Origin of the sequence: Bacillus cereus group sp. BfR-BA-01330 (assembly GCF_022663885.1) — a bacterium.
In the GTDB taxonomy this organism is placed as follows: Bacteria; Bacillota; Bacilli; order Bacillales; family Bacillaceae_G; genus Bacillus_A; species Bacillus_A cereus.
The window spans coordinates 131055-154842 of sequence record NZ_JAKUGK010000009.1 but is presented as its reverse complement, the minus strand read 5'-3'; the positions used below and the strand labels follow the sequence as shown (position 1 = coordinate 154842).

Below are 23788 nucleotides of genomic sequence, written 5' to 3'. Positions count from 1 at the left end.
TATTATGATTAAATGTATGCAAGGTAGCAGAAGTGAAAGAAGGCGAATACATATGTTTGTAGCAGAACATGAAGTTGAAATCCGTTATGCGGAAACAGATCAAATGGGTGTTGTTTACCATTCAAACTACTTAGTGTGGCTTGAGTTAGGTCGCACGAAACTTATACAAGATTTAGGTTTTTCATATGTTGAAATGGAGAAAGAAGGAATTATTTCTCCTGTGTTAGATTTACAAATTTCATACCGTAAAGCGATGCGTTACGGAGAAAAAGCAAGCGTAAAAACATGGGTAGATACTGTGAGCCCACTTCGCGTTGTATATGGATATGAAATATATAATGGTGATGGTGAACTGTGTATTACTGCAAGCACAACGAATATTTGTGCGAAAAAAGAAGGGTTCCGCCCTGTATCATTTAAAAAGTTATATCCTGAGTGGTATGCGAAATATGAGGAAATTAAGAAAAAATAAAAAAGCGTGGCAGAAGCCACGTTTTTTTATTTTTCATAATTAAATTGTGGGAAGTCGTCACCTTCGTTAAGTGTAACAGATAAATTATGTCCATCGAAGAACCATTCATCATCGCCTTCAATAAAGAAATTAATACCTTCTTCTTGAATTTGAACAGCAGGATGTGCAGGATCATCTTTACGAATACCTAAAGAAAGTCCTTTTTGCACAGTACTGCAACCACCGTATTGTACGAAAAAGCGTAGTGTTTCATTTGATTGTAAGTTTAATTCAGTTTTATACCATTGTGCTGCTTCTTTTGTTACGGAAAGATTCATGTATAGTTCCTCCAAATTATGTTGCTTTTTCTTTAGTATAAAAAATAACGCAAAAAGACGCTATTAATATGCTTCACGTTTTCTTTTTGCGTTATGTGGGTTACGATCTTATTTTTGCTTTTTTGAAAAGTTTGCTTTTGGTTCAGTTTTATTTATAATTCGTCCGATATTTGCACGGTGTTTATAAATAACCATACCTGCTAATAAACACATCGCAATAATGAAGATTTTATCCCCGCTAACAATGGATGCAATAACAGCAACAACTGCTGTTACCATAGAAGAAAGTGATACGTATCTTGTTGTAAATAAAAGGGTGAAAAATACAACAGCCAATATTGCAAAAACAACTGGTGAATAGCATAATAGCACCCCAGCAGAAGTTGCAACTGCTTTACCACCGCGGAATTTCGCGAAGATTGGATAGACATGTCCAAGAACAGCCGCTAACCCGAACCATAGTGGATGAATATCTAATCCGAAAATCATTGGTAGACTTGTTGCTAATGTCCCTTTTAAAATGTCAGCAATTGTAACGGTAAAACCTGCTTTTTTCCCTAATGTGCGGAATGTGTTTGTTCCGCCTAGATTACCGCTCCCGTGCTCACGAATATCGATTCCGTAGCCGATTTTTCCAACAACTAGTGCAAATGGAATCGAGCCAAGTAAGTAGGCAACGATAAATAAAAGATATGTAGTAACCATAAGTTCAGTCTCCTTTATTCAAATGTGTTGATAAAGGGTAAAAAGAGTTTTTCCCGTATATTGTACCATACATTTGTAAAGAGCACATTTCTTTTTTGTAAATGAAAAATTCATTATTTCGTGAAAAAAATTTCACAGTAATGTTACATTTCTCACAGAAACAGTAAGACTATATGTAGTAACATTTTAATCAAAAGATAACAACATATTGGTGGAGGGTTATAAATGTTACAAAATAATACACGTGGAGAAGAAGAATTAATGAAAGTGTTTGAGACAATAGTCCACGGCAATGAACAAGATTTGATGCAAGAAAATGCAAATGTAGACGGCCGCTCTCCAATGGGCGTAATGGGAACGTTCGCATCTGAGAGTGCAAAATATTATGCTGTTGAGAATTTATTGTCAGATCAAGTGAAAAAAGCGATAAATGAAAATATATTATATCCACATGATTTAGATTTTTATGCAACAGGAACGACGACTTGTTCACAAATTCCGTTAGCGCAAATGCTTGCTAATGGTTTTCATACTGGACATGGACATATGAGACAACCGCAAGACATTAAAAGTGCATTGGCTCTTTCGTCTATTATTTTTCAAGCGAATCAAAATATGCAGCATGGTGGTCAATCGTTTGCACTCTTTGATATTGATTTAGCACCTTATGTACGAAAAACAATTGAGAGACATAAAAAACGATTACAATCATATCCGCTTACGAAAGAACAAATAGAAGAATTTTCATGGAAAGAAACGGAAAATGATACGTATCAAGCGTGTGAGGCTTTCGTTCATAATTCGAATAGTATGCATAGTAGGGGCGGAGGACAAGTACCGTTTATTTCTATTAATTATGGAACAGATACATCGAAAGAAGGAAGAATGTTAATTAAACAACTTTTAAAAGCGACACAAGCTGGACTTGGTAAAGGAGAGACACCGATTTTTCCGATTCAAATTTTCAAGATGAAAAAAGGTGTGAATTTTGAAGAAAGTGATCCGAACTACGATTTATTTGAATTAGCATTAGAGACAACCGCAGAGCGATTATTCCCTAACTTTTCATTTTTAGATGCTCCGTTTAATGCAGTGCATTATGATGGAAGACCAGAAAGTGAAGTATGTTACATGGGATGTCGTACTCGTGTTATGTCTAATATACATGGAGAAGAAACAGCGATTGGTAGAGGGAATTTATCATTTACGTCTATTAATTTAGTGAAATTAGCGTTAATTAGTGGTTCAAAAGAAGCGTTTTTTGAAGCGCTAAACTATTATTTAGATTTAGGAATTAAGCAGTTATTAGAAAGATTTGCGTATCAATGTACGAAGCGAGCAAGAGATTTTCAGTTTTTATATTCACAAGGTGTATGGCGTGGTGGAGAAACGTTGCAGCCTGAAGACTCCGTAGCCTCGATTTTAAAACAAGGGACGTTAAGTATTGGTTTTATCGGTCTTGCGGAATGTTTAGTAGCTTTAACAGGAAAGCATCATGGGGAAGATGAAGAATCATGGAAACTTGGGTATGAAATTATTTCCTTTATGAGAGATAGAATGGATAAAGCGACAGAAGAACATCAACTGAATTTCTCAGTAATTGCAACTCCAGCAGAAGGATTATCAGGGAAGTTTGTGAAAAAAGATAGAAAAGAATTTGGCGTGATTAGCGGTATAACGAACCATAATTACTATACGAATTCATTCCATATTCCAGTTTATTATAACATTCAAGCGATAAATAAAATCCGTTTAGAAGGCCCGTTTCATGCTCTATGTAACGGGGGACATATTACTTATATTGAACTAGACGGAGCAGCAATGCATAACAAAAAGGCATTAAAACAAATTGTACAAGCCATGGCAGAACATGGCGTTGGATACGGTTCAATTAATCATCCTGTTGACCGTTGTAAGTGCTGTAGTTATCACGGGGTTATTGGGAATGAATGTCCAAGTTGCGGGAATGAAGATGAGGCTAATATAGAAAGAATTCGCCGTATAACAGGCTATCTTGTAGGAGATATGTCAAAGTGGAATAGTGCGAAACGTAGTGAAGAGATAGATCGGGTGAAACATAAATGAAAGTGATGAATATTATTCATGATAGTGTAGTAGATGGAGAAGGATTGCGGACAGTCGTGTTTTTTGCGGGCTGTCCGCATCGTTGCGTTGGTTGCCACAATCCGAAATCGTGGAATATTTGCAACGGAACGGAAATGACAGTAGAAAAAATTGTGAAAGAGATTGCAAGTAATCCATTAACTGATGTAACATTTTCAGGTGGAGATCCATTTTTTCAAGCTGCTGAAGTGAAAATGGTAGCAAAAATCGTGAAAGATTTGAAAAAAAACCTATGGATGTATACAGGTTATACGTTAGAAGAGATACAGAGTTCTCAAAATAATGATATGATAGAGTTGTTACATTATGGGGATGTTTTAGTCGATGGAAGGTTTGAAATTGAGGAAAAAGATTTAACACTTCCATTTCGCGGAAGCTCCAATCAACGTATTATTCGATTGAAAGAGTAAAAAGGCGGGATAGATTATATGAACAAAACGGTATTGCTTGTTGAAGATGAAAGAAGATTACGTGAAATTGTTAGTGATTATTTTCGTAATGAAGGCTTTGAAGTAATCGAAGCAGAAGATGGAAAAAAAGCGTTAGAGTTATTTGCAGAGCATGAAATTGATTTAATTATGTTAGATATTATGTTACCGGAAATAGATGGATGGTCTGTTTGTAGAAGAATTAGAAAAGAATCAGCAGTACCAATTATTATGTTGACAGCACGTTCGGATGAGGATGATACATTGCTAGGTTTCGAATTAGGTGCAGACGAGTATGTAACGAAACCATTTAGCCCGAAAGTATTAGTAGCTCGTGCAAAGACGTTATTGAAACGTGCGGATGGTGCGGTAGGAGTAGCGGAAGAAAATGCTATGTCTTTAGCTGGAATAGAAGTGAATCGTCTATCTAGAACTGTTTTAGTAGATGGAGAAGAAATTATATTGACACATAAAGAATTTGAACTTCTTGTGTATTTAATGGAGAACAAAGGAATTGTGTTATCACGTCAACATTTATTAGACCAGTTATGGGGATATGACTATTACGGTGATGACCGAACGGTTGATACCCATATTAAAAAACTTCGAAATAAGCTAGGAGATAAAGCGAAGCATATCGGTACTGTTATTCGAGTTGGTTATAAATTTGAAGAATAATCTAGAACGATTTGTGTAATTTAGCCTAGGGAAATGGTAATTTTATACTCTCTTTTGAAGGTAAAATGTACAAAAAATACTTTTTTTGTCTACAATGTTAGATAAGTGTATTTTTTTAATTGGATTTCACGATGAGTTCACAAGAAGGACACAAAACGTGACTATACTGAAAATACGAATTCACCAGAGAGGGGAAATAAAACATGGGATATTACGACGGACCAAATTTAAATGAAGAGCATAGTGAAACGAGAGAAGTGAGAAAATCAGGTAGTAAAAAAGGCTATTTCTTCACAGGTTTAGTGGGAGCTGTAGTCGGAGCGGTTTCGATTAGTTTTGCAGCACCATATATGCCATGGGCTCAAAATAATGGAGCGCCAGTATCATCATTTAGTTCGGATTCAAAAGTAGAAGGTACTGTAGTTCCTGTTGTAAATAAAGCGAAAAATGAAACTGATTTACCTGGTATGATTGAAGGGGCGAAAGATGTTGTTGTAGGTGTTATTAATATGCAACAAAGTGTTGATCCATTTGCAATGCAACCGACAGGTCAAGAACAACAAGCCGGTTCAGGATCAGGTGTTATTTATAAAAAAGCAGGAAATAAAGCATATATTGTAACAAACAACCACGTAGTAGATGGAGCAAATAAACTTGCTGTGAAGCTGAGCGACGGAAAGCAAGTTGATGCGAAATTAGTTGGTAAGGACCCTTGGTTAGACTTAGCGGTTGTTGAAATTGATGGATCTAATGTAAATAAAGTTGCCACTTTAGGTGATTCAAGTAAACTTCGTGCGGGTGAAAAAGCCATTGCAATCGGTAATCCACTTGGATTTGATGGAAGTGTAACGGAAGGTATAATCAGTAGTAAAGAACGCGAAATTCCGGTTGATATTGATGGGGATAAACGACCAGATTGGCAAGCACAAGTTATTCAAACGGATGCAGCGATTAATCCAGGTAATAGTGGTGGTGCATTATTTAACCAAAATGGTGAAATAATTGGGATTAATTCAAGTAAAATTGCACAACAAGAAGTTGAAGGAATTGGATTTGCTATTCCAATTAACATCGCAAAACCAGTTATTGAATCTCTTGAAAAAGATGGAGTAGTAAAACGTCCAGCTCTTGGAGTAGGTGTTGTTTCACTAGAAGATGTGCAAGCTTATGCAGTCAATCAATTGAAAGTACCGAAAGAAGTAACAAACGGCGTTGTATTAGGTAAAATTTACCCAATATCACCAGCTGAAAAAGCTGGTTTAGAGCAATATGATATTGTAGTAGCATTAGATAATCAAAAAGTAGAGAATGCTCTTCAATTCCGTAAATATTTATATGAAAAGAAAAAAGTAGGCGAGAAAGTAGAAGTTACATTCTACCGTAACGGTCAAAAAATGACGAAATCGGCTACTTTAGCAGATAATTCAGCTACAAAGAATCAATAATCGAAATAAAAGAAAGTCTCTTTCATATTGAAAGAGACTTTCTTTATCGGCTATACTAAAGGAATAGGAGGGATTAATTATGACAATTGAAAACCCAACTCGTACGGAAATTGGTGAAGTGTTAAAGAAAAGCAAAACAATTGCGGTTGTTGGATTATCAGATAAGCCAGAACGTACATCGTATATGGTTTCAAAAGCAATGCAAGATGCTGGATACCGCATTATTCCAGTTAATCCAACAGTAGATGAGGTGCTCGGAGAAAAGGCAGTTTCTTCACTAAAGGATATTAAGGAACACGTTGACATTGTAAATGTATTTCGTCGCTCAGAGTTTTTAATGGATGTTGCAAAAGAATTTGTAGAGATTGATGCAGATGTTTTTTGGGCACAATTAGGAGTACAAGATGAGGATACATATAAACTTTTAAAAGAAAAAGACTATACTGTAATAATGGATCGTTGTATTAAAGTAGAACATGCGATGACAAAATAGTATAGATTTAAAGGTAGAAAGATTGATTCAGCCCTCATTATAGATAAGTAGGGCCGATGAACGAGGTGTTCATCATGAGATTTTTTAAAGGCTGTTTTTGGGGATTGTTATTTGTAATCCCATTTTGGATCTTGATCATTTGGATCATAATAAAGGTTTGGAATGTGTAATCTTGGAATACATATCCATTTCTCGTTGACAAACGATTATTTTTCTGAAATAGTAGCCTAGAGGAATCCTTGTGAGAAAACAAGGATTTTTCTATTGAAGATGGTATATAAAAGAGATAAGATAACTTGCCAAAACTATAGTCGAGGCGTTATTCTATAATAGAAACATATGTTCTGATTTTGGATTAGGAAAGGGGCAAGGAGTTTGGCGAAGCATCAGTTCCAATATAATGAAGATGCGATTCAAGTGTTAGAAGGACTTGAAGCCGTTCGAAAACGCCCGGGTATGTATATCGGGAGTACGGATAGCCGTGGATTGCATCATTTAGTATATGAAATAGTAGATAACTCCGTTGACGAAGCGTTAGCGGGATTTGGCGACGAAATTTCAGTCGTAATACATAAAGATAATAGTATTAGCGTTATAGATAAAGGGCGAGGAATGCCTACGGGAATGCATAAACTTGGGAAACCTACACCTGAAGTTATTTTAACTGTACTTCATGCAGGTGGTAAGTTTGGTCAAGGTGGCTATAAAACGAGTGGTGGTTTACACGGTGTTGGGGCATCAGTTGTAAACGCTTTGTCAGAATGGTTAGTAGTAACAATTAAGCGTGATGGTAACATTTATGAACAACGTTTTGAAAATGGTGGCGTTCCTGCAACAACGTTAGAGAAAATCGGGAAAACAAAAGAGTCTGGTACGACAATGCACTTCAAACCAGATACAACGATTTTCAGCACGACAAATTACAATTATGAAACATTATGTGAGAGATTACGTGAATCTGCATTCTTATTAAAAGGAATGAAAATCTCGATAAAAGACGAACGTAATGATTTAGAAGATATATTTCATTATGAAACAGGAATCGAAGCTTTCGTTTCATATTTAAACGAAGAAAAAGATTCAATTCACCCGGTTGTATATTTCACTGGTGAACAAAACGGGATTGAAGCAGAACTAGCATTCCAGTTTAATGATGGTTACTCAGAAAATATTCTTTCGTTTGTAAATAACGTACGTACAAAAGATGGTGGAACACACGAAGCTGGATTTAAAACAGCGATGACGCGTGTGTTTAACGAGTATGCTCGTAAAGTAGCACTATTAAAAGAAAAAGATAAAAACTTAGAAGGTACAGATATTCGTGAAGGTGTAGCGGCTATCGTTTCGGTACGTGTACCAGAAGAAGTGCTTCAGTTTGAAGGGCAAACGAAAGGGAAACTAGGTACAAGTGAAGCGCGTTCTTCAATTGATGCCATTGTATCTGAGCATTTAGCATACTTTTTAGAAGAAAACCCTGATGTAGCTACACTTCTTGTGAGAAAAGCAATTAAAGCAGCACAAGCCCGTGAAGCAGCCCGTAAAGCAAGAGAAGAAGCGCGTAGTGGTAAGAAAAAGAAAAAATCAGAAGGTACGTTAAGCGGGAAATTAACACCTGCACAATCACGTAACCCGCAAAAAAATGAACTGTACCTAGTAGAGGGTGACTCTGCCGGTGGTTCTGCGAAACAAGGACGAGACCGACGTTTCCAGGCCGTATTACCGTTACGTGGTAAAGTAATTAATACAGAAAAAGCAAAGCTTGCTGATATCTTTAAAAATGAAGAGATTAATACAATCATTTATGCGATTGGCGGCGGTGTAGGAAATGAATTTGATGTTGAAGATATTAACTACGATAAAGTTGTAATTATGACCGATGCCGATACGGATGGGGCTCATATTCAAGTATTGTTATTAACGTTCTTCTACAGATATATGAAGCCACTTATCGAAGCTGGTAAAGTATTTATCGCACTTCCTCCTTTATACAAAGTAAGTAAAGGAAAAGGTAAGAGTGAGGTAATTGAATACGCTTGGTCAGATGAGGAATTAGACGGTGTAACGAAAAAAGTTGGAAAAGGCTATATGTTACAACGTTATAAAGGACTTGGTGAAATGAATGCGGATCAATTATGGGAAACAACAATGAATCCTGAAACGCGTACATTAATTCGCGTGAAAATTGATGATGCAGCAAGAGCAGAGCGTCGCGTTACAACATTAATGGGCGATAAAGTAGAACCGCGCCGTAAATGGATTGAACGTAATGTACAGTTTGGTATGCAAGAAGAAGGAAATATTTTAGAAAATGAAATGATTATGGAGACGGAGGTGGAATAACATGCAAGCAGAGAAGTTTCATGACCTCCCGCTTGAAGACGTGTTAGGTGATCGCTTTGCACGTTATAGTAAATATATTATTCAAGATCGTGCACTTCCAGATGCACGTGATGGCTTAAAGCCAGTACAAAGACGTATTTTATATTCTATGTATGTAGAAGGTAATGTACATGATAAAGCGTTTCGTAAATCAGCTAAAACAGTAGGTAATGTTATCGGTAATTATCATCCACATGGAGATTCCTCTGTATATGAAGCAATGGTACGCTTAAGCCAAACTTGGAAAGTACGTAATGTTTTAGTTGAAATGCATGGTAATAACGGTAGTGTTGATGGGGACCCAGCGGCAGCGATGCGTTATACGGAAGCTCGTTTATCACCAATCGCATCTGAATTATTACGTGATCTTGATAAAGAAACAGTTGAATTCGTGTCAAACTTTGATGATACGAGTGAAGAACCAGTTGTATTACCAGCAGCGTTCCCGAATTTATTAGTGAACGGATCTACAGGGATTTCCGCTGGTTATGCAACAGAAATTCCTCCGCATCATCTTGGAGAAGTTATTGATGCTACAATGATGCGTATCGATAAGCCAAATAGTACTGTTGACGATTTATTAACAGTTATGAAAGGACCAGATTTCCCAACAGGTGGTATTATTCAGGGGATTGATGGTATTAAAAAGGCGTATGAAACAGGTAAAGGTAAAATTATTATTCGCGGAAAAGCAGAAGTTGAAACAGTGCGCGGTGGGAAACAACAAATTGTAATCACTGAAATTCCTTACGAAGTGAATAAGGCAAACCTTGTAAAGAAAATGGATGAATTACGTCTAGATAAAAAGTTAGATGGTATTGCTGAAGTGCGTGATGAGACAGATCGTACTGGTTTACGAATTGTTGTTGAATTAAAGAAAGAAGCAAACTCCGAAGGTATTTTAAATTATTTATATAAAAATACAGATTTGCAAATTCCATATAACTTTAATATGGTAGCGATCAATAATCGTCGTCCAACACTTATGACATTACCGAAAATTTTAGATGCTTATATTGGACATCAAAAAGAGGTTATTACGAGACGTTCGCAATATGAATTAAGAAAAGCAGAAAATCGTCAACATATTGTAGAAGGTTTAAAGAAAGCATTATCGATTTTAGACCAAGTAATTGAGACAATTCGAGCTTCAAAAGATAAACGTAACGCGAAAGATAATTTAAGTGCAAAATTTGGCTTTACAGAAGCACAGGCAGAAGCAATTGTTTCCTTGCAATTATATCGCTTAACGAATACAGACATTACGGCGTTACAAGAAGAAGCAGATGAGCTTAATAAGAAAATTATTGAGCTACAGGCAATTTTACAAAGTGAAAAAAGATTACTTCAAGTAATTAAAACAGATTTAAAGAGAGTTAAGAAAACATATAGTGATGATCGACGCGCGATTATTGAAGATCAAATCGAGGAAATTAAAATCGATGTAGAAGTGATGATCCCACAAGAAGATGTCATCGTTACTGTAACGAAAGAAGGATATGTGAAACGTACTGGATGGCGCTCACATAATGCCTCAAACGGCAAAGACTTCGGTATGAAAGAGGGTGACATCTTACTTGAACGATTCGATACGAATACGACAGAGACAGTCCTCTTATTTACGAATAAAGGAAACTATATATATCTGCCAGTATACGAAATGCCAGATATTCGTTGGAAAGATTTAGGTCAGCACGTTGCTAATATCGTTTCACTCGACCGGGATGAAACAATCATTTGGGCAACGGTTGTACCGAACTTTGAGGAAGAAAAACGATTTATCGTATTTGTAACACGAAATGGTATGATAAAGAAAACAGAATTAAATCAATATAAAGTTCAGCGTTATTCAAGGGCATTCGTTGCTGTAAACTTGAAAAAAGATGATGAAGTTGTCGATATATTTGCGACAGATGGAACGAGTGATATTGTTCTTGCTACACACGGTGCATATGCACTTATTTTCCATGAAGATGAAGTAAGTCCAGTCGGTGTAAGAGCTGCTGGTGTTAAAGCAATTAATTTAAAAGAAGATGACTATGTCGCTTCTGGTAAACCGTTAAATGGTGACAAAGATCAACTTATTCTCGTAACACAGCGCGGTGCTGTAAAACGTCTAAAAGCATCAGAAATTGAAAAGTCAACGAGGGCGAAACGCGGTCTTGTTATTTTCAAAGAATTAAAACGTAATCCGTACCGCATTGTCGGTATTGAAATTGTTCGGGACGATGAATTAGTTTACATGAAGACAGAGAAAAACATTGTAGAAGAGATTGATCCGAAAGCGTATCGAAATAAAGACCGGTATAGTAATGGTAGCCTTGTGCTAGATGTTAATGATACTGGTGAAGTAGTAGAAACGTGGACGAAGAAAAGACCAGAATAAAGAGGGCATCTTGCTATGAATAGTAGCAAGATGCTTTTTTCTAGGCAATTTATTATGTAAATAATAATAATCTTGTTATAATAACTGAATGAAATCGTTCTCATAAAGTGAAACTTTAATCAATGGGGAGTTTCTTCATCCTCACTGATTATTAGTTGAACCAATCGGGCTTTAACAAGCAGTTGATTCCTCACCTAATTCCTTAGCTTTCACTGAATTTTGAGTTAGGAATCTTACTGCCCGTTAAAGCGGGACAAATGGAGGGGCAACATGAAAAAAATAGGTGTAGGGATTGTAGGATTTGGTTTTTCTAGTACGACATTTCATATCCCACTATTACAAACAATAGAAGAATATGATATTCGTGCTGTATTATCCTCAAAAGAAGAGGTAGTAAAAGACACATTACCAAACGCTAATGTTGTTAGTACAATTGATGAATTGGTGAAGCGAGCTGATGTTGACTTAGTTGTTATTACATCACCTAATACAACTCATTTTCCATATGTAAAAGAAGCAATTTTAAAAGGTAAGCATGTTGTTGTAGAAAAACCATTTGTTGTCTCAATTGAAGAAGGGGAAGAGCTTATTTCATTAGCAGAGCAGCATAATGTAATGTTAAGCGTATATCATAATCGTCGTTTTGATAATGATTTCTTAACAATTAAGAAATTGTTAGGAGAAAACAGAGTAGGGAATGTATACGCATATGAATCGAATTTTGATCGTTTCCGTCCACATGTACGTGATCGATGGAGAGAAAAAAATCTACCAGGCTCCGGTATATTATACGATTTAGGATCGCATTTAATTGACCAAGCGTTATCAATATTTGGGAAACCAGATGCGATAAGTGCAGATGTAATAAAACAACGACCAGGTGCAGAGGTGGATGATTATTTCCACATAGTACTTCATTACGGAGTTAAACGTGTCATTTTACGTAGTAGCAGTTATGTGAAAAAAGCTGGACCGCATTTTATAGTGCATGGAGAGAAAGGTTCTATCGTGAAGTACGGTATGGATTCGCAGGAAGAGCAATTAAAAAATGGAATGAAGCCAGGTGATAACGGTTATGGAGTAGACGATGAAGAGAATTTTGCTACTTTAGAAACAGAAGAAAGCTTAGAGCGTATTCCAACAGAAGTCGGTTGTTATGACAATTATTATAAAGGTGTACGAGATAGTATATTAAATGGTGAGGAACTACCTGTAACAGCAAAAGAGGGTTTAGATGTTATTAAACTGATTCAATTAGCGATTGAAAGTAGTGAAAAGGGTAGAGTCATTTCTATAAAATAAAAAAGACACGAAATTCGTGTCTTTTTATTTTTGTGGAACAGAAAGACCATAGAAGAACATCGTAACGATATCTTTTATATGTTTTTCCCGATCTCCTTCAAGAAGTTGTGCTCCAAATTCATCACCTAATTTTGTAAACATTTGAATGTAAAGTAACATCATTTCTTTAGTAAGGTGTGGATTAATTTCGTTTTTGCGCTGAGCTCGTTCTAATATTTCTAAATACCAGGGTAGGATTTTTTCATTTTGATAACTATAAATAAACTTACGGAGTTCTTCGTCCCTTTGCATCATTTGTAGTAACATATCAGGTTGAAATAATCCGCCAGTATTCATTTTTCTTACAATCATTTTTTGCATCATATCATGAAAAGGTAATTTTTCTTCTGCAAGCTCTTTATAATATTGAAATTCAGATATGATAAATTCTTGTATAAGCTCCCTAAATAACGCATCTTTACTTCCGAAATGATTATAAATTGTAACTTGAGAAACGTTTGCTTCTTTTGCGATATGTTCTATTTTCACTTCATTAAATCCACGTTCTGAAAATAATACGAATGCTGCTTCTTTAATGGCACGCTTTTTCTTTTCTTTTACTCTTTCAAAGCCGTTCAATGCAATCACCTCACTTAAAATATACAAGAAAAAATAATGGAAAACAATAATTTTGAAATATGGACTAATAAATATTTCAAAAAGTTGTTGCGAATATGGAAGATGAGGAGTACAATAATTTTGAAATATCAAACATTAAATATTTCAAAAAATGAGGTGGAATTATGATTTCAGTTCAAGATGTCACAAAACAGTTTTCGAACGGAAAAGGTTTGTTTCATATTACATTTGATGTAAAAGAGGGAGAAGTATTTGGTTATTTAGGACCGAATGGTGCCGGGAAATCAACGACGATTCGTAATTTAATGGGATTTATAAAACCGACAACTGGTAAAGCGACAATTTTTGGATTAGATTGTTGGAATGAAGCGGCGAAAATTCAAAGGGAAGTTGGTTACTTACCGGGTGAAATTTCTTTTATTGAAGGAATGAACGGATTAGAGTTTTTAAAATTAATGCAAGGAATGCGTGGATTAAAGGATACGAAAAGACGAGATGAATTGATAGAGCGTCTGCAATTTGATGTGAAAACACCGATTCGCAAAATGTCTAAAGGAATGAAGCAAAAAGTAGGGATAGTCGCTGCATTTATGCACGATCCAGAGGTGTTAATTTTAGATGAACCAACATCTGGACTTGATCCACTTATGCAGCAAGTATTTATAGATTTAATATTAGAGGAAAAGCAAAGAGGAAAAACAATCCTAATGTCATCACATATTTTTACTGAAATTGAGAGAACTTGTGATAGAGTAGCTATTATTAAAGATGGTCGACTCGTAACGGTTGAAAATATTCACGATTTACAAAGTATGAGAAGACAGGTGATAGATGTAACAGTATCATCAGAAGAAGAGATTGAGTCCCTTACAAAGTGTAATTTGCAATTTGAAGCGGTAAAAGGCAGAGAGGCATCTATCATTGTACAAGGAAACTATCAAACTGTTTTACAAACACTTTCAAACTATAATGTAACGGCACTTCAAACGAGAGCGATGGATTTAGAACATTTATTTATGCATTATTACGATAAGAAAGAAGGGATAACGCATGAATAAGCAATTATTTTTAGCTAGTTTGAAAGAAACACAAAAAAATATTTTGAGTTATGCGTCTGGTGCAGCTTTATATCTGTGGTTATTAATTTGGATATTCCCGTCAATGGTATCAGCGAAAGGGCTAAATGAATTAATAGCTGCCATGCCTGATAGCGTGAAAAAAATCGTTGGTATGGAAAGTCCGATTCAAAACGTAATGGATTTTCTAGCGGGCGAATACTATAGTCTATTGTTTATTATCATTTTAACAATTTTTTGCGTAACAGTTGCGACACATTTAATTGCTTGTCATGTAGATAAAGGAGCAATGGCATACTTGCTAGCAACACCTGTATCTAGAGTGCAAATTGCGATTACACAAGCTGCTGTTCTCATATTGGGACTTCTAATTATTGTATCTGTTACGTATGTAGCTGGGTTAGTAGGTGCAGAATGGTTTTTACAAGATAATAACTTAAATAAAGAATTATTTTTGAAGATAAATGTAGTCGGAGGGCTCATATTTTTAGTCGTTAGTGCGTATTCATTTTTCTTTTCTTGTATATGTAATGACGAAAGAAAAGCACTAAGTTATTCAGCGAGTTTAACTATTTTATTTTTCGTATTGGATATGGTAGGGAAGTTAAGTGATAAGTTAGAATGGATGAAAAACCTATCATTATTCACGCTGTTTCGTCCGAAAGAAATTGCTGAAGGATCATATAATATATGGCCGGTAAGTATAGGTTTAACTACTGTAGCACTTTGTATTTTTATCGTAGCAATTGTAGTATTTAGGAAGAGGGATTTACCGTTATAGAGTAGAAAGTCCACTGAGAAAGTGGGCTTTTTTTATTTGTAAATTTAAACTAGTATGTTTATTGCATCCTTATAAAGGATATTTATCTTTTTAATTACAGAAATATTCAAAAAAGTGAACCTTTTTCTAGGTTCATACGTCTAATACATGTAAAGTTAAATTGGAAGTGATGAAGTGAGGATGAAACAGGAGGAGCAATTGTGAAAGTAATCCCTTTATATAAAATGATTGTAAAAGAAGAAACGGATGTTTCTTTAGCGAAAAAAGGTGATCATGAAGCCTTTATAGCGCTTATACATACAGAAAAAGCGAAGATGTATCGAATAGCAAAGGCGATGTTACGTGATGAGACAAATATAGAGGATGCGATACAGACAACAATTTTAAAAGCCTATGAAAATATAAAAAAATTAAAAAAAGAAGAATTTTTTCAAACTTGGTTAATTCGAATACTAATAAATGAGTGTAACAATATTATTAGAGCGTATAAAAATGTAATTGTGACAGAAGAGAATGATTACAATATGAGTGCTTGTGATCAGTATGAAGATATAGATTTGTGTAATGCGATTCAATCGTTACATGAAGAATTAAGAGCTGTTACGGTGCTTTATTACTATGAAGACATGCATCAAGAGAGTATAGCAAAGCTGTTAGAAATACCGAAAGGAACAGTGAAATCAAGATTGTCACGTGCGAGGGAACAACTACAAAAACGATTAAAGATGGAATAGGGGGTGTAAAGGATGGATAATGAAAAATTATTTGATGAGAAATTAAAAAAGAGAATAAAAGATGAAAATGTTATAGTACCTCCAGAGTTAAATGAAAAGATTAATGGCACGCTACATAATCTTAAGGTAAAAAAGAAGAGTTACAAAATTCATATGATGATAATTAGTGCAGCGGTTTGTATACTTTCAGTGGTATCTATGTCTGAGTTTTCTATACAAAGTTTTGCGCAAAATGGTGGAGTATTTGAATATGTAAAGAAAAAAGCGTTTTCTGATTATGAAAATGAAGAAGAAATAAAATCAAATGTACATTATCCAGATAAAGAAAAGATTCATCAAAAAATGCTAGATTCTATTGATTATTTTAAAAATATTTCAGGACAATTTGAGGAATATTCTAGCTCATCAAGAATTGCTACAACATATAAGTATGCGATTGATACGGAGAAACAAAGAGGTATCTCTTCGAAAGAAGATAAACTAGCCAAAAAACGAACAATTATATATAACGAGGGGAAGAAAAAAGAGTTTGATGATGAGAAGTATACCTATAAAGAGACAAAATGGAACCCGAAAGAAAGAAACAATGAACTATTAAAATTAAATCCTACGGAAAGGTTAGTGAGAAAATCAGATGAGAAAAAGAGATATGATGATGAATATGTAGGGCTAGCTAAATATAGTATTCAATCAGAATTCGCAGATTTATTAATTCGATATAAAGATTGGAATTATAAAGAAACGAAATATCTTGGATTAGATTGTTACAAAATTGAAGGAGTTATAAACATAGAGATGCCTGTTAGCACCTCTGAAGATTTAAGAGGGAAATTCGAAATGGTTGTGGAGAAAAATACAGGGATTATGTTGAAATTTCTTAGTTTTCAAGAAGGCTTGATTCAATATTCAGTTACGACTGAATGGATACAAATAGATAAGGGATTGAAAGAAAGTATGTTTCAAAAGGATAGCGCTAAATATGAAAAAATGAAAAACATATTGGATGAATAGAAACAGGAGGAGAGTAAATGGGGAATCATTCATCTTTAAGAGAAGAGAAAAATAAGCAAAAATATAAAAAGAAAAAGATAATAAGTTTACTACTGGCGGTATTACTATTTGGTGGAATTGGCTATGGAGCCTATGTATATATGAAAACTTCTAGTCTTGTACAAAAATCTAATTTGAATTTAGCACGAGGTGAAAAATCCAATTTACGTGAGAAATCTGTAAAGCCAATTGCAAATCATGTTTCACTTTTAATTATGGGAATTGATGAAAATCAAGAACGACAAAAGGAATATAATGGTGCATTTCATACAGATGCATTATTGTTAGCGACTTTTAATAAAGACGATAAAACAGTGAAATTAACGAGCATACCGCGTGATACATATACATATGTTCCAGTTGAAAAGAAAAAAGATAAAATAACCCATGCATATGGAAGTGGTTTCGTTAAAAATGGTAAAGATGGAGGACCGCAAGCTTCTGTGGAAGCGGTAGAAAAATTGTTACAGGTGCCTGTTGATTATTTTGTGAAATTTAATTTTGGTTCCTTTACTAAAATTGTTGATGGGTTAGATGGTATTGAAGTGGATGTCCCAGTTGAATTTACGGAGCAAAATAGTAAAGATGAACCTGATGCGATTCATTTGAAAAAAGGATTACAAAAATTAAATGGGGAAGAAGCACTTGCACTAGCAAGAACGCGCCATATTGATAGTGATGCAATGAGAGGACAGCGCCAACAACTTGTTATTGAAGCGATTTTAAGTAAATTAAAAAGTGTAGGATCGATTACGAAGCTAGAAAAAATAGTTGAGGCGGTTGATGGTGATTTTAAAACAAATTTAGTAATGGATGATATTTTATCTTTTTATAAATACGGTTTAAACGGTTCAGTTGAAAAAATACAATTAGCTGGTGATGATTTATACTTACCTAATGGCCCAAACGGGCAACGTGTATATTATTATAATCCTAATAAAAAAGATCTACAGAGTTTGAGTAATACTCTTAGAACACATCTAGGATTAAGTGAAAAACAGATTGAGGAGAATTAAAGCAGATGTAATGTCTGCTTTTTTATTATGTTAAATAGTATGTCTTTTATTCGTGAATGTTATATGCTATTTTAAAGTTTAAGATAATAGTGTAACATAAAGTTATAGTTTAAGTTAAATAACAGGGGGGCTATTACATAGAATATATCATTAGCAATTATTGAAATAGTATGGGAGAAATGAAAATACAGGGGAGTATCAAAAATGAGAATCGTAAAGAATTTAACATTCCAAGTTATTGTGGCCATTATTTGTGGTATTGCAGTAGGGGCAATTTGGCCGAGTGTTGGACAACAAATGAAGCCAATTGGTGAAACATTCATCAATATGATTAAAATGGTTATTGCACCGATTGTCTTTTTAACAATTGTGCTCGGTATTGCAAGTATGGGAAGTATGAAAAAGGTAGGCCGTGTTGGTGGGAAGGCACTATTATATTTTGAAATTGTTACAACAGCGGCTTTAATTATTGGTATCATCGTAGCGAATGTTGTACGTCCAGGAGATGGATTAGATCCCTCAAAACTAAAAGGCGGAGATGTTTCACAATATGTACAAAGTGGGCAAGAAATGAAATGGATGGATTTCTTTTTACATATCGTGCCGTCTAACATGTTTGAAGCATTTGCCAAAGGTGATATTTTACAAGTTCTGTTCTTCTCCATTTTATTCGGAGCAGGGTTAACGATGTTAGGAAAAAATGGACAACCGGTTATTGACTTTTTTGAAAGATTATCGAAAGTATTTTTTAACATTTTATCAATTGTAATGAAATTAGCACCAGTTGGAGCATTCGGTGGGATGGCATTTACAATTGGGAAGTATGGTTTAAGCACGCTCATACCACTTGGTAAATTAATGATTTGTGTATATGCGACAATGGCATTATTTGTTTTTATTGTTTTAAATTTTATTTGTAAATTGTATAAATTTAGTTTGTGGAAATATTTAGCGTATATTAAAGAAGAATTACTTATTGTTCTCGGGACATCATCGTCAGAATCAGTACTGCCGCGAATGATGACAAAGATGGAAGACTTCGGGTGTTCGAAACCGGTAGTAGGTTTAGTTATTCCAACAGGCTATTCTTTTAACTTAGATGGAACAACGATTTATTTATCAATGGCAACTATATTTTTAGCTCAAGTTTTTCACGTCGATCTTTCACTAGGTCAACAATTAACTATAATAGCTATTTTATTAGTTACATCTAAAGGAGCGGCGGCAGTAACAGGCGGGGGATTTATTGTATTAGCCTCTACTTTGTCAGCAATGAATGTTATCCCACTAGAAGGGTTAGCGCTATTACTTGGTGTAGATCGTTTCATGTCAGAAGCACGTGCTATCGTTAATTTAATTGGTAACGGTATTGCAACTGTAGTTGTTGCGAAAAGTGAAAATGAATTTGATGATGAAAAGTATACGAGAGTAGTAGAGGAAATGAAAAGAGAAAAAATGGTCGGGTAAAAAGTCAGTTTTGCTGACTTTTTTATTTTTGTAGAAAAGATGTTTTTAGATATATGCATTATTTATTAGCAATAATTAACAAGTATTCAAGTGGTAAATGAGATGAAAGTGATTAAAACAACGAATGTGTATGAATGCGAAATAAGGTTTGAACAAAATATGGAATTTTTATGAATATTACTGTAAAAAAATAATTTTTTAAAAATTTTCAATAATAATACTTTACAAAAATTAAAAAATTAGTAGAATAAGAATTAGTAAGAATCGTCTGATAAATATATAGAGAAAAACAGAATTATCAGAAAATTCTTTAATAGCTATCGTTAAGAATTAGGGAGGGTACAAAATGAAAAAGAAACAAATGAAAAAACTAACAGCAGTTGTAGCACCGGTTTTAGCAATGAGCATGGCGTTAACAGCATGTTCTACATCAGGTGGAGATAAGAAGACAAGCACAAATTCTAGCTCTAGTGGAGATAGTAAGTCAGGGGAAAAATTAGCAGCAAAACAAGTGTTAAATCGAACAGTAACACAAGAGATTCCGACGATGGACTCTTCAAAATCAACTGATACAGTATCTTCACAAATGCTAGGTAATACGATGGAAGGGTTATATCGTCTTGATAAAGACAATAAGCCGATTCCAGCAGCAGCAGAATCTAGCACGAAAAGTGAAGATGGTAAAAAATATACGTTCAAACTACGCAAAGATGCAAAATGGTCAAATGGAGATCCAGTAACTGCGAAAGATTTCGTATACGCTTGGCAACGTCTATTAGATCCAAAAACAGCTGCTGAGTATGCATTTATCGCATTCCCGATTAAAAATGCAGAAGTAGTAAATAAAGGAGAAAAACCTGTAACTGAATTAGGAGTAAAAGCAGTAGATGATCTTACGCTTGAAGTTGAGTTAGAGCAAGCAGTACCGTACTTCTTAAACTTAGTAGCATTCCCATCATATTATCCATTAAATGAAAAGTTCGTAAAAGAAAAGGGCGAGAAGTTCGGTTTAGAGTCTGATACAACTGTCTATAACGGACCGTTCGTTCTTAAAGATTGGAAGCATGAACAAGGATGGCAATTAAAGAAAAATGATCAATATTGGGATAAAAAGACTGTGAAACTGGAAGAAGTTAACTTTAGTGTTGTTAAAGAGGCTGCGACTTTAGTCAATCTATATGATAGCGGTCAAGTTGACTTTGCTTTATTAAATGGAGAGTTCGTTGATAAATATAGAAGCAAGAAAGATGAATTTGGCACATATTCACAAGTGAGTACGTATTTCATTCGTATGAACCAAAAACGTGATGGACAAGACACGCCATTAAAGAGCAAAAAATTACGTGAAGCAATTGCGCTATCAATTGATAAAAAGAATTTAGCAAATGTAATTTTAAATGATGGATCAAAAGAAGCTGACTTCTTAGTACCAAAAGGGTTAGCAACTGGACCGGACGGTAAAGATTTCCAAGAAACATTTAAAAACGGTTTGAAACCAAATCCTAAAAAAGCTGCTGCAGCTTGGGAAGAAGCGAAAAAAGAACTTGGAAAAGATCAAGTTACGATTGAATTCTTAAACTACGATACTGGTAATGCGAAAAAAGTTGGCGAATATATTAAAGATCAGATTGAGAAAAACCTAAAAGGTGTAACAGTTAATATTAAACTTCAACCATTTAAGCAAAAACTAAAATTAGAAACTGAACAACAATATGATATTTCGTATGGCGGATGGAATCCGGATTATGCAGATCCAATGACGTTCTTAGATATGTTTGAGACTGGACATTCTCATAACCAAATGAGCTTCTCTGACCCTAAATATGATGGCATGGTGAAAAAAGCTGGAACGGAATTAATGAGCGATGCGAAAAAACGTTGGGAAGAGTTAGGAAAAGCTGAAAAAACATTACTTGAAGAAGATGTAGCGATTGTACCTTTATATCAACGTGGAGATTCTTATGTTTTACAACCAAATGTAAAGGGAGTAGTAAAACATAATATCAGTCCAGAATTTAGCTTTAAGTGGGCATATGTGACTGAAAAATAATAGAGTTGAAAAAGCATTTAAAAGTGGCTTAGCTACCTTTAAATGCTTTTTTTGTGAGCTTAAAATACTAATTTTTAGTATGGTTAAATAGAGGAGAATAAGGTGTATAGTATGTACATATAGTAGATGGGGGATAAATCCTACTAAAATAAAAAAGTCAGAATATTTAAAATAAAACTATTTACAAATGCGAAAAAAAGAGTAGAATAACATTAGTTGTAATTTTCTGAAAAAATGAATCTTTAGTAAGGGGTCTCTCAAGGGTTGGTAATGTACATATAATTAGGGAGGGTACAAAAATGAAGAGAAAAAAGATGAAAAAGTTAACGGCAGTTGTGGTACCAGTTTTAGCGATGAGTGTTGCATTGACAGCATGTTCTGGGTCAGGTGGGGAAAAGAAAACGACTACTACATCAAATAGTGGGGAAGAAAAAAAATCTGATATTAAATATGCAGCGAAACAAGTATTAAATCGTACGGAAAACCAAGAAATTCCGACGATGGATACTTCTAAATCTACTGATACATTAGGTGCGCAAATTTTAGGGAACACGATGGAAGGCCTATATCGCCTTGATAAAGATAATAAGCCAATTCCTGCTGCGGCAGAGTCTAGTACGAAAAGTGAAGATGGTAAAAAGTATACGTTTAAACTGCGAAAAGATGCAAAATGGTCAAATGGTGATCCTGTAACAGCGAAAGATTTCGTTTTCGCATGGCAGCGCTTACTTGATAAGAATACTGCGGCAGAATATGCATTTATTGCTTACTATATTAAAAATGCAGAAGCGATTAATAAAGGGGAAAAACCTGTAACTGAATTAGGAGCGAAGGCGGTAGATGATTACACGCTAGAAGTAGAATTAGAAAAACCGGTACCGTATTTCTTAAATTTATTAGCATTCCCATCATACTATCCATTAAATGAAAAATTCGTAAAAGAAAAAGGTGATAAGTACGGTTTAGAAGCAGATACAACTGTGTATAACGGTCCATTCGTTATGTCTTCATGGAAACATGAACAAGGTTGGCAGCTGAAGAAAAATGATAAGTACTGGGATAAAAAGACTGTGAAATTAGAAGAAATTAACTATAGTGTAGTAAAAGAGGTTGCAACGAAAGTAAACTTATATGATACAGGATCAATTGATTTTACATTACTATCAGGAGAGTTTGTAGATAAATATAAATCGAACAAAGAAGAATATGGTGAGTATGCGGAATCAAGTACATTCTTCTTACGTTTAAATCAAAAACGTAGCGGACAAGATACGCCTTTAAAGAGCAAAAAACTACGTGAAGCAATTGCATTATCAGTTGATAAAAAAGGATTGGCAAATGTAATTTTAAATAATGGATCAAAAGCAACAGATCAATTGGTTCCAAAAGGACTTGCGACAGGGCCAGATGGTAAAGATTATCAAGATACATTTAAAAATGGTCTGAAATATAATCCGAAAAAAGGAGCAGCAGCGTGGGAAGAAGCGAAAAAAGAACTTGGAAAAGATCAAGTTACAATTGAATTGCTAAGTTATGATGATGGAACTGCGAAAAAGATTGCTGACTATGTAAAAGATCAAATTGAGAAAAATTTAAAAGGTGTAACGATTAATACAAAAATTCAGCCGTTCAAACAAAAATTAAAATTAGAAACTGCGCAAGATTATGAAATTTCTTATGCAGGTTGGAGTCCAGACTATGCGGATCCAATGACATTTATTGATATGTTTGAATCGAAGAGCCCGTACAACCAAATGAGTTATTCAAATCCAAAATACGATGAAATGGTAGGAAAAGCAGGTAATGAATTAATGAGTGATGCGAAAAAACGCTGGGAAACGTTAGGGAAAGCTGAAAAGTTATTCCTTGAAGAAGATGCAGGGTTAGTTCCTTTATATCAAACAGGAAGATCGTACGTAATGAAACCGAATGTAAAAGGAATTGTGAAACATAACATCAGTCCAGAATATAGCTTTAAGTGGGCGTATGTAACTGAGGATGGCGGAAAAAAATAAAGTGAAAGCATTTCAAAAGTGGCTGAGCTGCTTTTGAAATGCTTTTTAGTATGCATAAGGGAATAAATCTCGTTAGCCTATTGAGAATCGGGTAGGTAATTAGGAAGGTTCTATCGGAGGAAAATAGAGAGGTCAGTAAGTAGTAAGACAGATGAATGATAGTAAGAGACCTCATGCTAATAAGAAAAATATAGAACGTAGTAATAGATTGGAATAAGGGGAGGGATGTTTACATATAGTAGACGGGGGATA

Annotated in this window: 20 protein-coding genes; 17 read left to right on the top strand and 3 right to left on the bottom strand. The window is 34.7% G+C overall.

The window, feature by feature from the left end; all coding sequences use genetic code 11:
* The first annotated feature begins 52 nt into the window (after nucleotides 1-52).
* Entirely contained in the window at nucleotides 53-472 is a 420-nt protein-coding gene (locus MR112_RS24125) for an acyl-CoA thioesterase (protein WP_000495817.1), read from the top strand.
* A 26-nt stretch (nucleotides 473-498) separates the two neighbouring features.
* Here the strand turns inward: MR112_RS24125 and MR112_RS24120 are convergent, their stop codons facing one another.
* Entirely contained in the window at nucleotides 499-789 is a 291-nt protein-coding gene (locus tag MR112_RS24120; protein WP_001054455.1) for a HesB/YadR/YfhF family protein, read from the bottom strand.
* Nucleotides 790-897: 108 nt separating this feature from the next.
* The gene (gene plsY / locus MR112_RS24115) at nucleotides 898-1494 is read right to left on the bottom strand and encodes a glycerol-3-phosphate 1-O-acyltransferase PlsY (RefSeq protein WP_000258974.1); all 597 of its coding nucleotides are present in this window, start codon (nucleotides 1492-1494) and stop codon (nucleotides 898-900) included.
* A 225-nt stretch (nucleotides 1495-1719) separates the two neighbouring features.
* Between plsY and MR112_RS24110 the strand changes: the two genes are divergently transcribed.
* The 8 genes from MR112_RS24110 (at nucleotide 1720) to MR112_RS24075 (ending at nucleotide 12729) form a co-directional block, all read left to right on the top strand.
* Entirely contained in the window at nucleotides 1720-3579 is a 1860-nt protein-coding gene (locus MR112_RS24110; protein ID WP_046392948.1) for an anaerobic ribonucleoside triphosphate reductase, read from the top strand.
* On the top strand, nucleotides 3576-4028 hold the full coding sequence (nrdG, locus tag MR112_RS24105) for an anaerobic ribonucleoside-triphosphate reductase activating protein (protein ID WP_078403744.1): 453 nt from the start codon (nucleotides 3576-3578) through the stop codon (nucleotides 4026-4028). The genes MR112_RS24110 and nrdG overlap by 4 nt, the downstream gene beginning before the upstream one ends.
* 18 nt (nucleotides 4029-4046) lie before the next feature.
* A complete protein-coding gene (locus MR112_RS24100) occupies nucleotides 4047-4724 on the top strand; it encodes a response regulator transcription factor (RefSeq protein WP_001044679.1) in 678 nt (225 codons plus the stop codon).
* A 203-nt stretch (nucleotides 4725-4927) separates the two neighbouring features.
* Nucleotides 4928-6169, top strand: a complete 1242-nt coding sequence (locus MR112_RS24095) for a S1C family serine protease (protein WP_000542646.1) — start codon at nucleotides 4928-4930, stop codon at nucleotides 6167-6169.
* A gap of 79 nt (nucleotides 6170-6248) precedes the next feature.
* A complete protein-coding gene (locus tag MR112_RS24090) occupies nucleotides 6249-6662 on the top strand; it encodes a CoA-binding protein (protein ID WP_000151390.1) in 414 nt (137 codons plus the stop codon).
* A 375-nt stretch (nucleotides 6663-7037) separates the two neighbouring features.
* Nucleotides 7038-9002 carry a DNA topoisomerase IV subunit B gene (parE, locus tag MR112_RS24085; RefSeq protein WP_001062194.1) on the top strand — a complete coding sequence of 655 codons (1965 nt, stop codon included), beginning with the start codon at nucleotides 7038-7040 and terminating at the stop codon, nucleotides 9000-9002.
* 1 nt (nucleotide 9003) lies between these two features.
* Nucleotides 9004-11427 (top strand): DNA topoisomerase IV subunit A, encoded by a 2424-nt coding sequence (parC, locus tag MR112_RS24080; protein ID WP_001147470.1) that lies wholly within the window; start codon nucleotides 9004-9006, stop codon nucleotides 11425-11427.
* Nucleotides 11428-11697: 270 nt separating this feature from the next.
* On the top strand, nucleotides 11698-12729 hold the full coding sequence (locus tag MR112_RS24075) for an oxidoreductase (RefSeq protein ID WP_000719746.1): 1032 nt from the start codon (nucleotides 11698-11700) through the stop codon (nucleotides 12727-12729).
* A gap of 24 nt (nucleotides 12730-12753) precedes the next feature.
* On the opposite strand, the gene MR112_RS24070 is transcribed toward MR112_RS24075, so the two are convergent.
* Nucleotides 12754-13356 (bottom strand): TetR/AcrR family transcriptional regulator, encoded by a 603-nt coding sequence (locus tag MR112_RS24070; protein WP_002024578.1) that lies wholly within the window; start codon nucleotides 13354-13356, stop codon nucleotides 12754-12756.
* Nucleotides 13357-13511: 155 nt separating this feature from the next.
* Between MR112_RS24070 and MR112_RS24065 the strand changes: the two genes are divergently transcribed.
* From MR112_RS24065 to MR112_RS24030, 8 genes are all read left to right on the top strand, one after another.
* Complete coding sequence (locus tag MR112_RS24065; protein WP_000626576.1) at nucleotides 13512-14405, top strand: ABC transporter ATP-binding protein; 894 nt, start codon at nucleotides 13512-13514, stop codon at nucleotides 14403-14405.
* Complete coding sequence (locus MR112_RS24060) at nucleotides 14398-15204, top strand: ABC transporter permease subunit (RefSeq protein ID WP_001041418.1); 807 nt, start codon at nucleotides 14398-14400, stop codon at nucleotides 15202-15204. The genes MR112_RS24065 and MR112_RS24060 overlap by 8 nt, the downstream gene beginning before the upstream one ends.
* 200 nt (nucleotides 15205-15404) lie before the next feature.
* Nucleotides 15405-15938: a sigma-70 family RNA polymerase sigma factor gene (locus tag MR112_RS24055; RefSeq protein WP_000864731.1), complete on the top strand. Its 534-nt coding sequence runs from the start codon at nucleotides 15405-15407 to the stop codon at nucleotides 15936-15938.
* A 12-nt stretch (nucleotides 15939-15950) separates the two neighbouring features.
* A complete protein-coding gene (locus MR112_RS24050) occupies nucleotides 15951-16949 on the top strand; it encodes a hypothetical protein (protein ID WP_000368242.1) in 999 nt (332 codons plus the stop codon).
* A gap of 17 nt (nucleotides 16950-16966) precedes the next feature.
* Nucleotides 16967-18004: an LCP family protein gene (locus MR112_RS24045; protein WP_000526726.1), complete on the top strand. Its 1038-nt coding sequence runs from the start codon at nucleotides 16967-16969 to the stop codon at nucleotides 18002-18004.
* 204 nt (nucleotides 18005-18208) lie between these two features.
* Nucleotides 18209-19471 (top strand): dicarboxylate/amino acid:cation symporter, encoded by a 1263-nt coding sequence (locus MR112_RS24040; RefSeq protein ID WP_074555542.1) that lies wholly within the window; start codon nucleotides 18209-18211, stop codon nucleotides 19469-19471.
* A gap of 346 nt (nucleotides 19472-19817) precedes the next feature.
* Nucleotides 19818-21521 carry a peptide ABC transporter substrate-binding protein gene (locus MR112_RS24035; protein ID WP_000730167.1) on the top strand — a complete coding sequence of 568 codons (1704 nt, stop codon included), beginning with the start codon at nucleotides 19818-19820 and terminating at the stop codon, nucleotides 21519-21521.
* Between the two features lie 299 nt (nucleotides 21522-21820).
* Nucleotides 21821-23536, top strand: coding sequence for a peptide ABC transporter substrate-binding protein (locus MR112_RS24030; RefSeq protein ID WP_000823468.1), 1716 nt, complete (start codon nucleotides 21821-21823; stop codon nucleotides 23534-23536).
* Nucleotides 23537-23788 lie beyond the last annotated feature (252 nt).

Bases quoted from the DNA above. Each gene is read 5' to 3' on its own strand.
- MR112_RS24030 (WP_000823468.1), top strand. From the start codon at position 21,821: ATGAAGAGAAAAAAGATGAAAAAGTTAACGGCAGTTGTGGTACCAGTT.
- MR112_RS24110 (WP_046392948.1), top strand. From the start codon at position 1,720: ATGTTACAAAATAATACACGTGGAGAAGAAGAATTAATGAAAGTGTTT.
- parC (WP_001147470.1), top strand. From the start codon at position 9,004: ATGCAAGCAGAGAAGTTTCATGACCTCCCGCTTGAAGACGTGTTAGGT.
- MR112_RS24090 (WP_000151390.1), top strand. From the start codon at position 6,249: ATGACAATTGAAAACCCAACTCGTACGGAAATTGGTGAAGTGTTAAAG.
- MR112_RS24060 (WP_001041418.1), top strand. From the start codon at position 14,398: ATGAATAAGCAATTATTTTTAGCTAGTTTGAAAGAAACACAAAAAAAT.
- nrdG (WP_078403744.1), top strand. From the start codon at position 3,576: ATGAAAGTGATGAATATTATTCATGATAGTGTAGTAGATGGAGAAGGA.
- MR112_RS24040 (WP_074555542.1), top strand. From the start codon at position 18,209: ATGAGAATCGTAAAGAATTTAACATTCCAAGTTATTGTGGCCATTATT.
- MR112_RS24095 (WP_000542646.1), top strand. From the start codon at position 4,928: ATGGGATATTACGACGGACCAAATTTAAATGAAGAGCATAGTGAAACG.
- MR112_RS24065 (WP_000626576.1), top strand. From the start codon at position 13,512: ATGATTTCAGTTCAAGATGTCACAAAACAGTTTTCGAACGGAAAAGGT.
- MR112_RS24045 (WP_000526726.1), top strand. From the start codon at position 16,967: ATGGGGAATCATTCATCTTTAAGAGAAGAGAAAAATAAGCAAAAATAT.
- MR112_RS24100 (WP_001044679.1), top strand. From the start codon at position 4,047: ATGAACAAAACGGTATTGCTTGTTGAAGATGAAAGAAGATTACGTGAA.
- MR112_RS24075 (WP_000719746.1), top strand. From the start codon at position 11,698: ATGAAAAAAATAGGTGTAGGGATTGTAGGATTTGGTTTTTCTAGTACG.
- plsY (WP_000258974.1), bottom strand. From the start codon at position 1,494: ATGGTTACTACATATCTTTTATTTATCGTTGCCTACTTACTTGGCTCG.
- MR112_RS24125 (WP_000495817.1), top strand. From the start codon at position 53: ATGTTTGTAGCAGAACATGAAGTTGAAATCCGTTATGCGGAAACAGAT.
- MR112_RS24050 (WP_000368242.1), top strand. From the start codon at position 15,951: ATGGATAATGAAAAATTATTTGATGAGAAATTAAAAAAGAGAATAAAA.
- MR112_RS24120 (WP_001054455.1), bottom strand. From the start codon at position 789: ATGAATCTTTCCGTAACAAAAGAAGCAGCACAATGGTATAAAACTGAA.
- MR112_RS24035 (WP_000730167.1), top strand. From the start codon at position 19,818: ATGAAAAAGAAACAAATGAAAAAACTAACAGCAGTTGTAGCACCGGTT.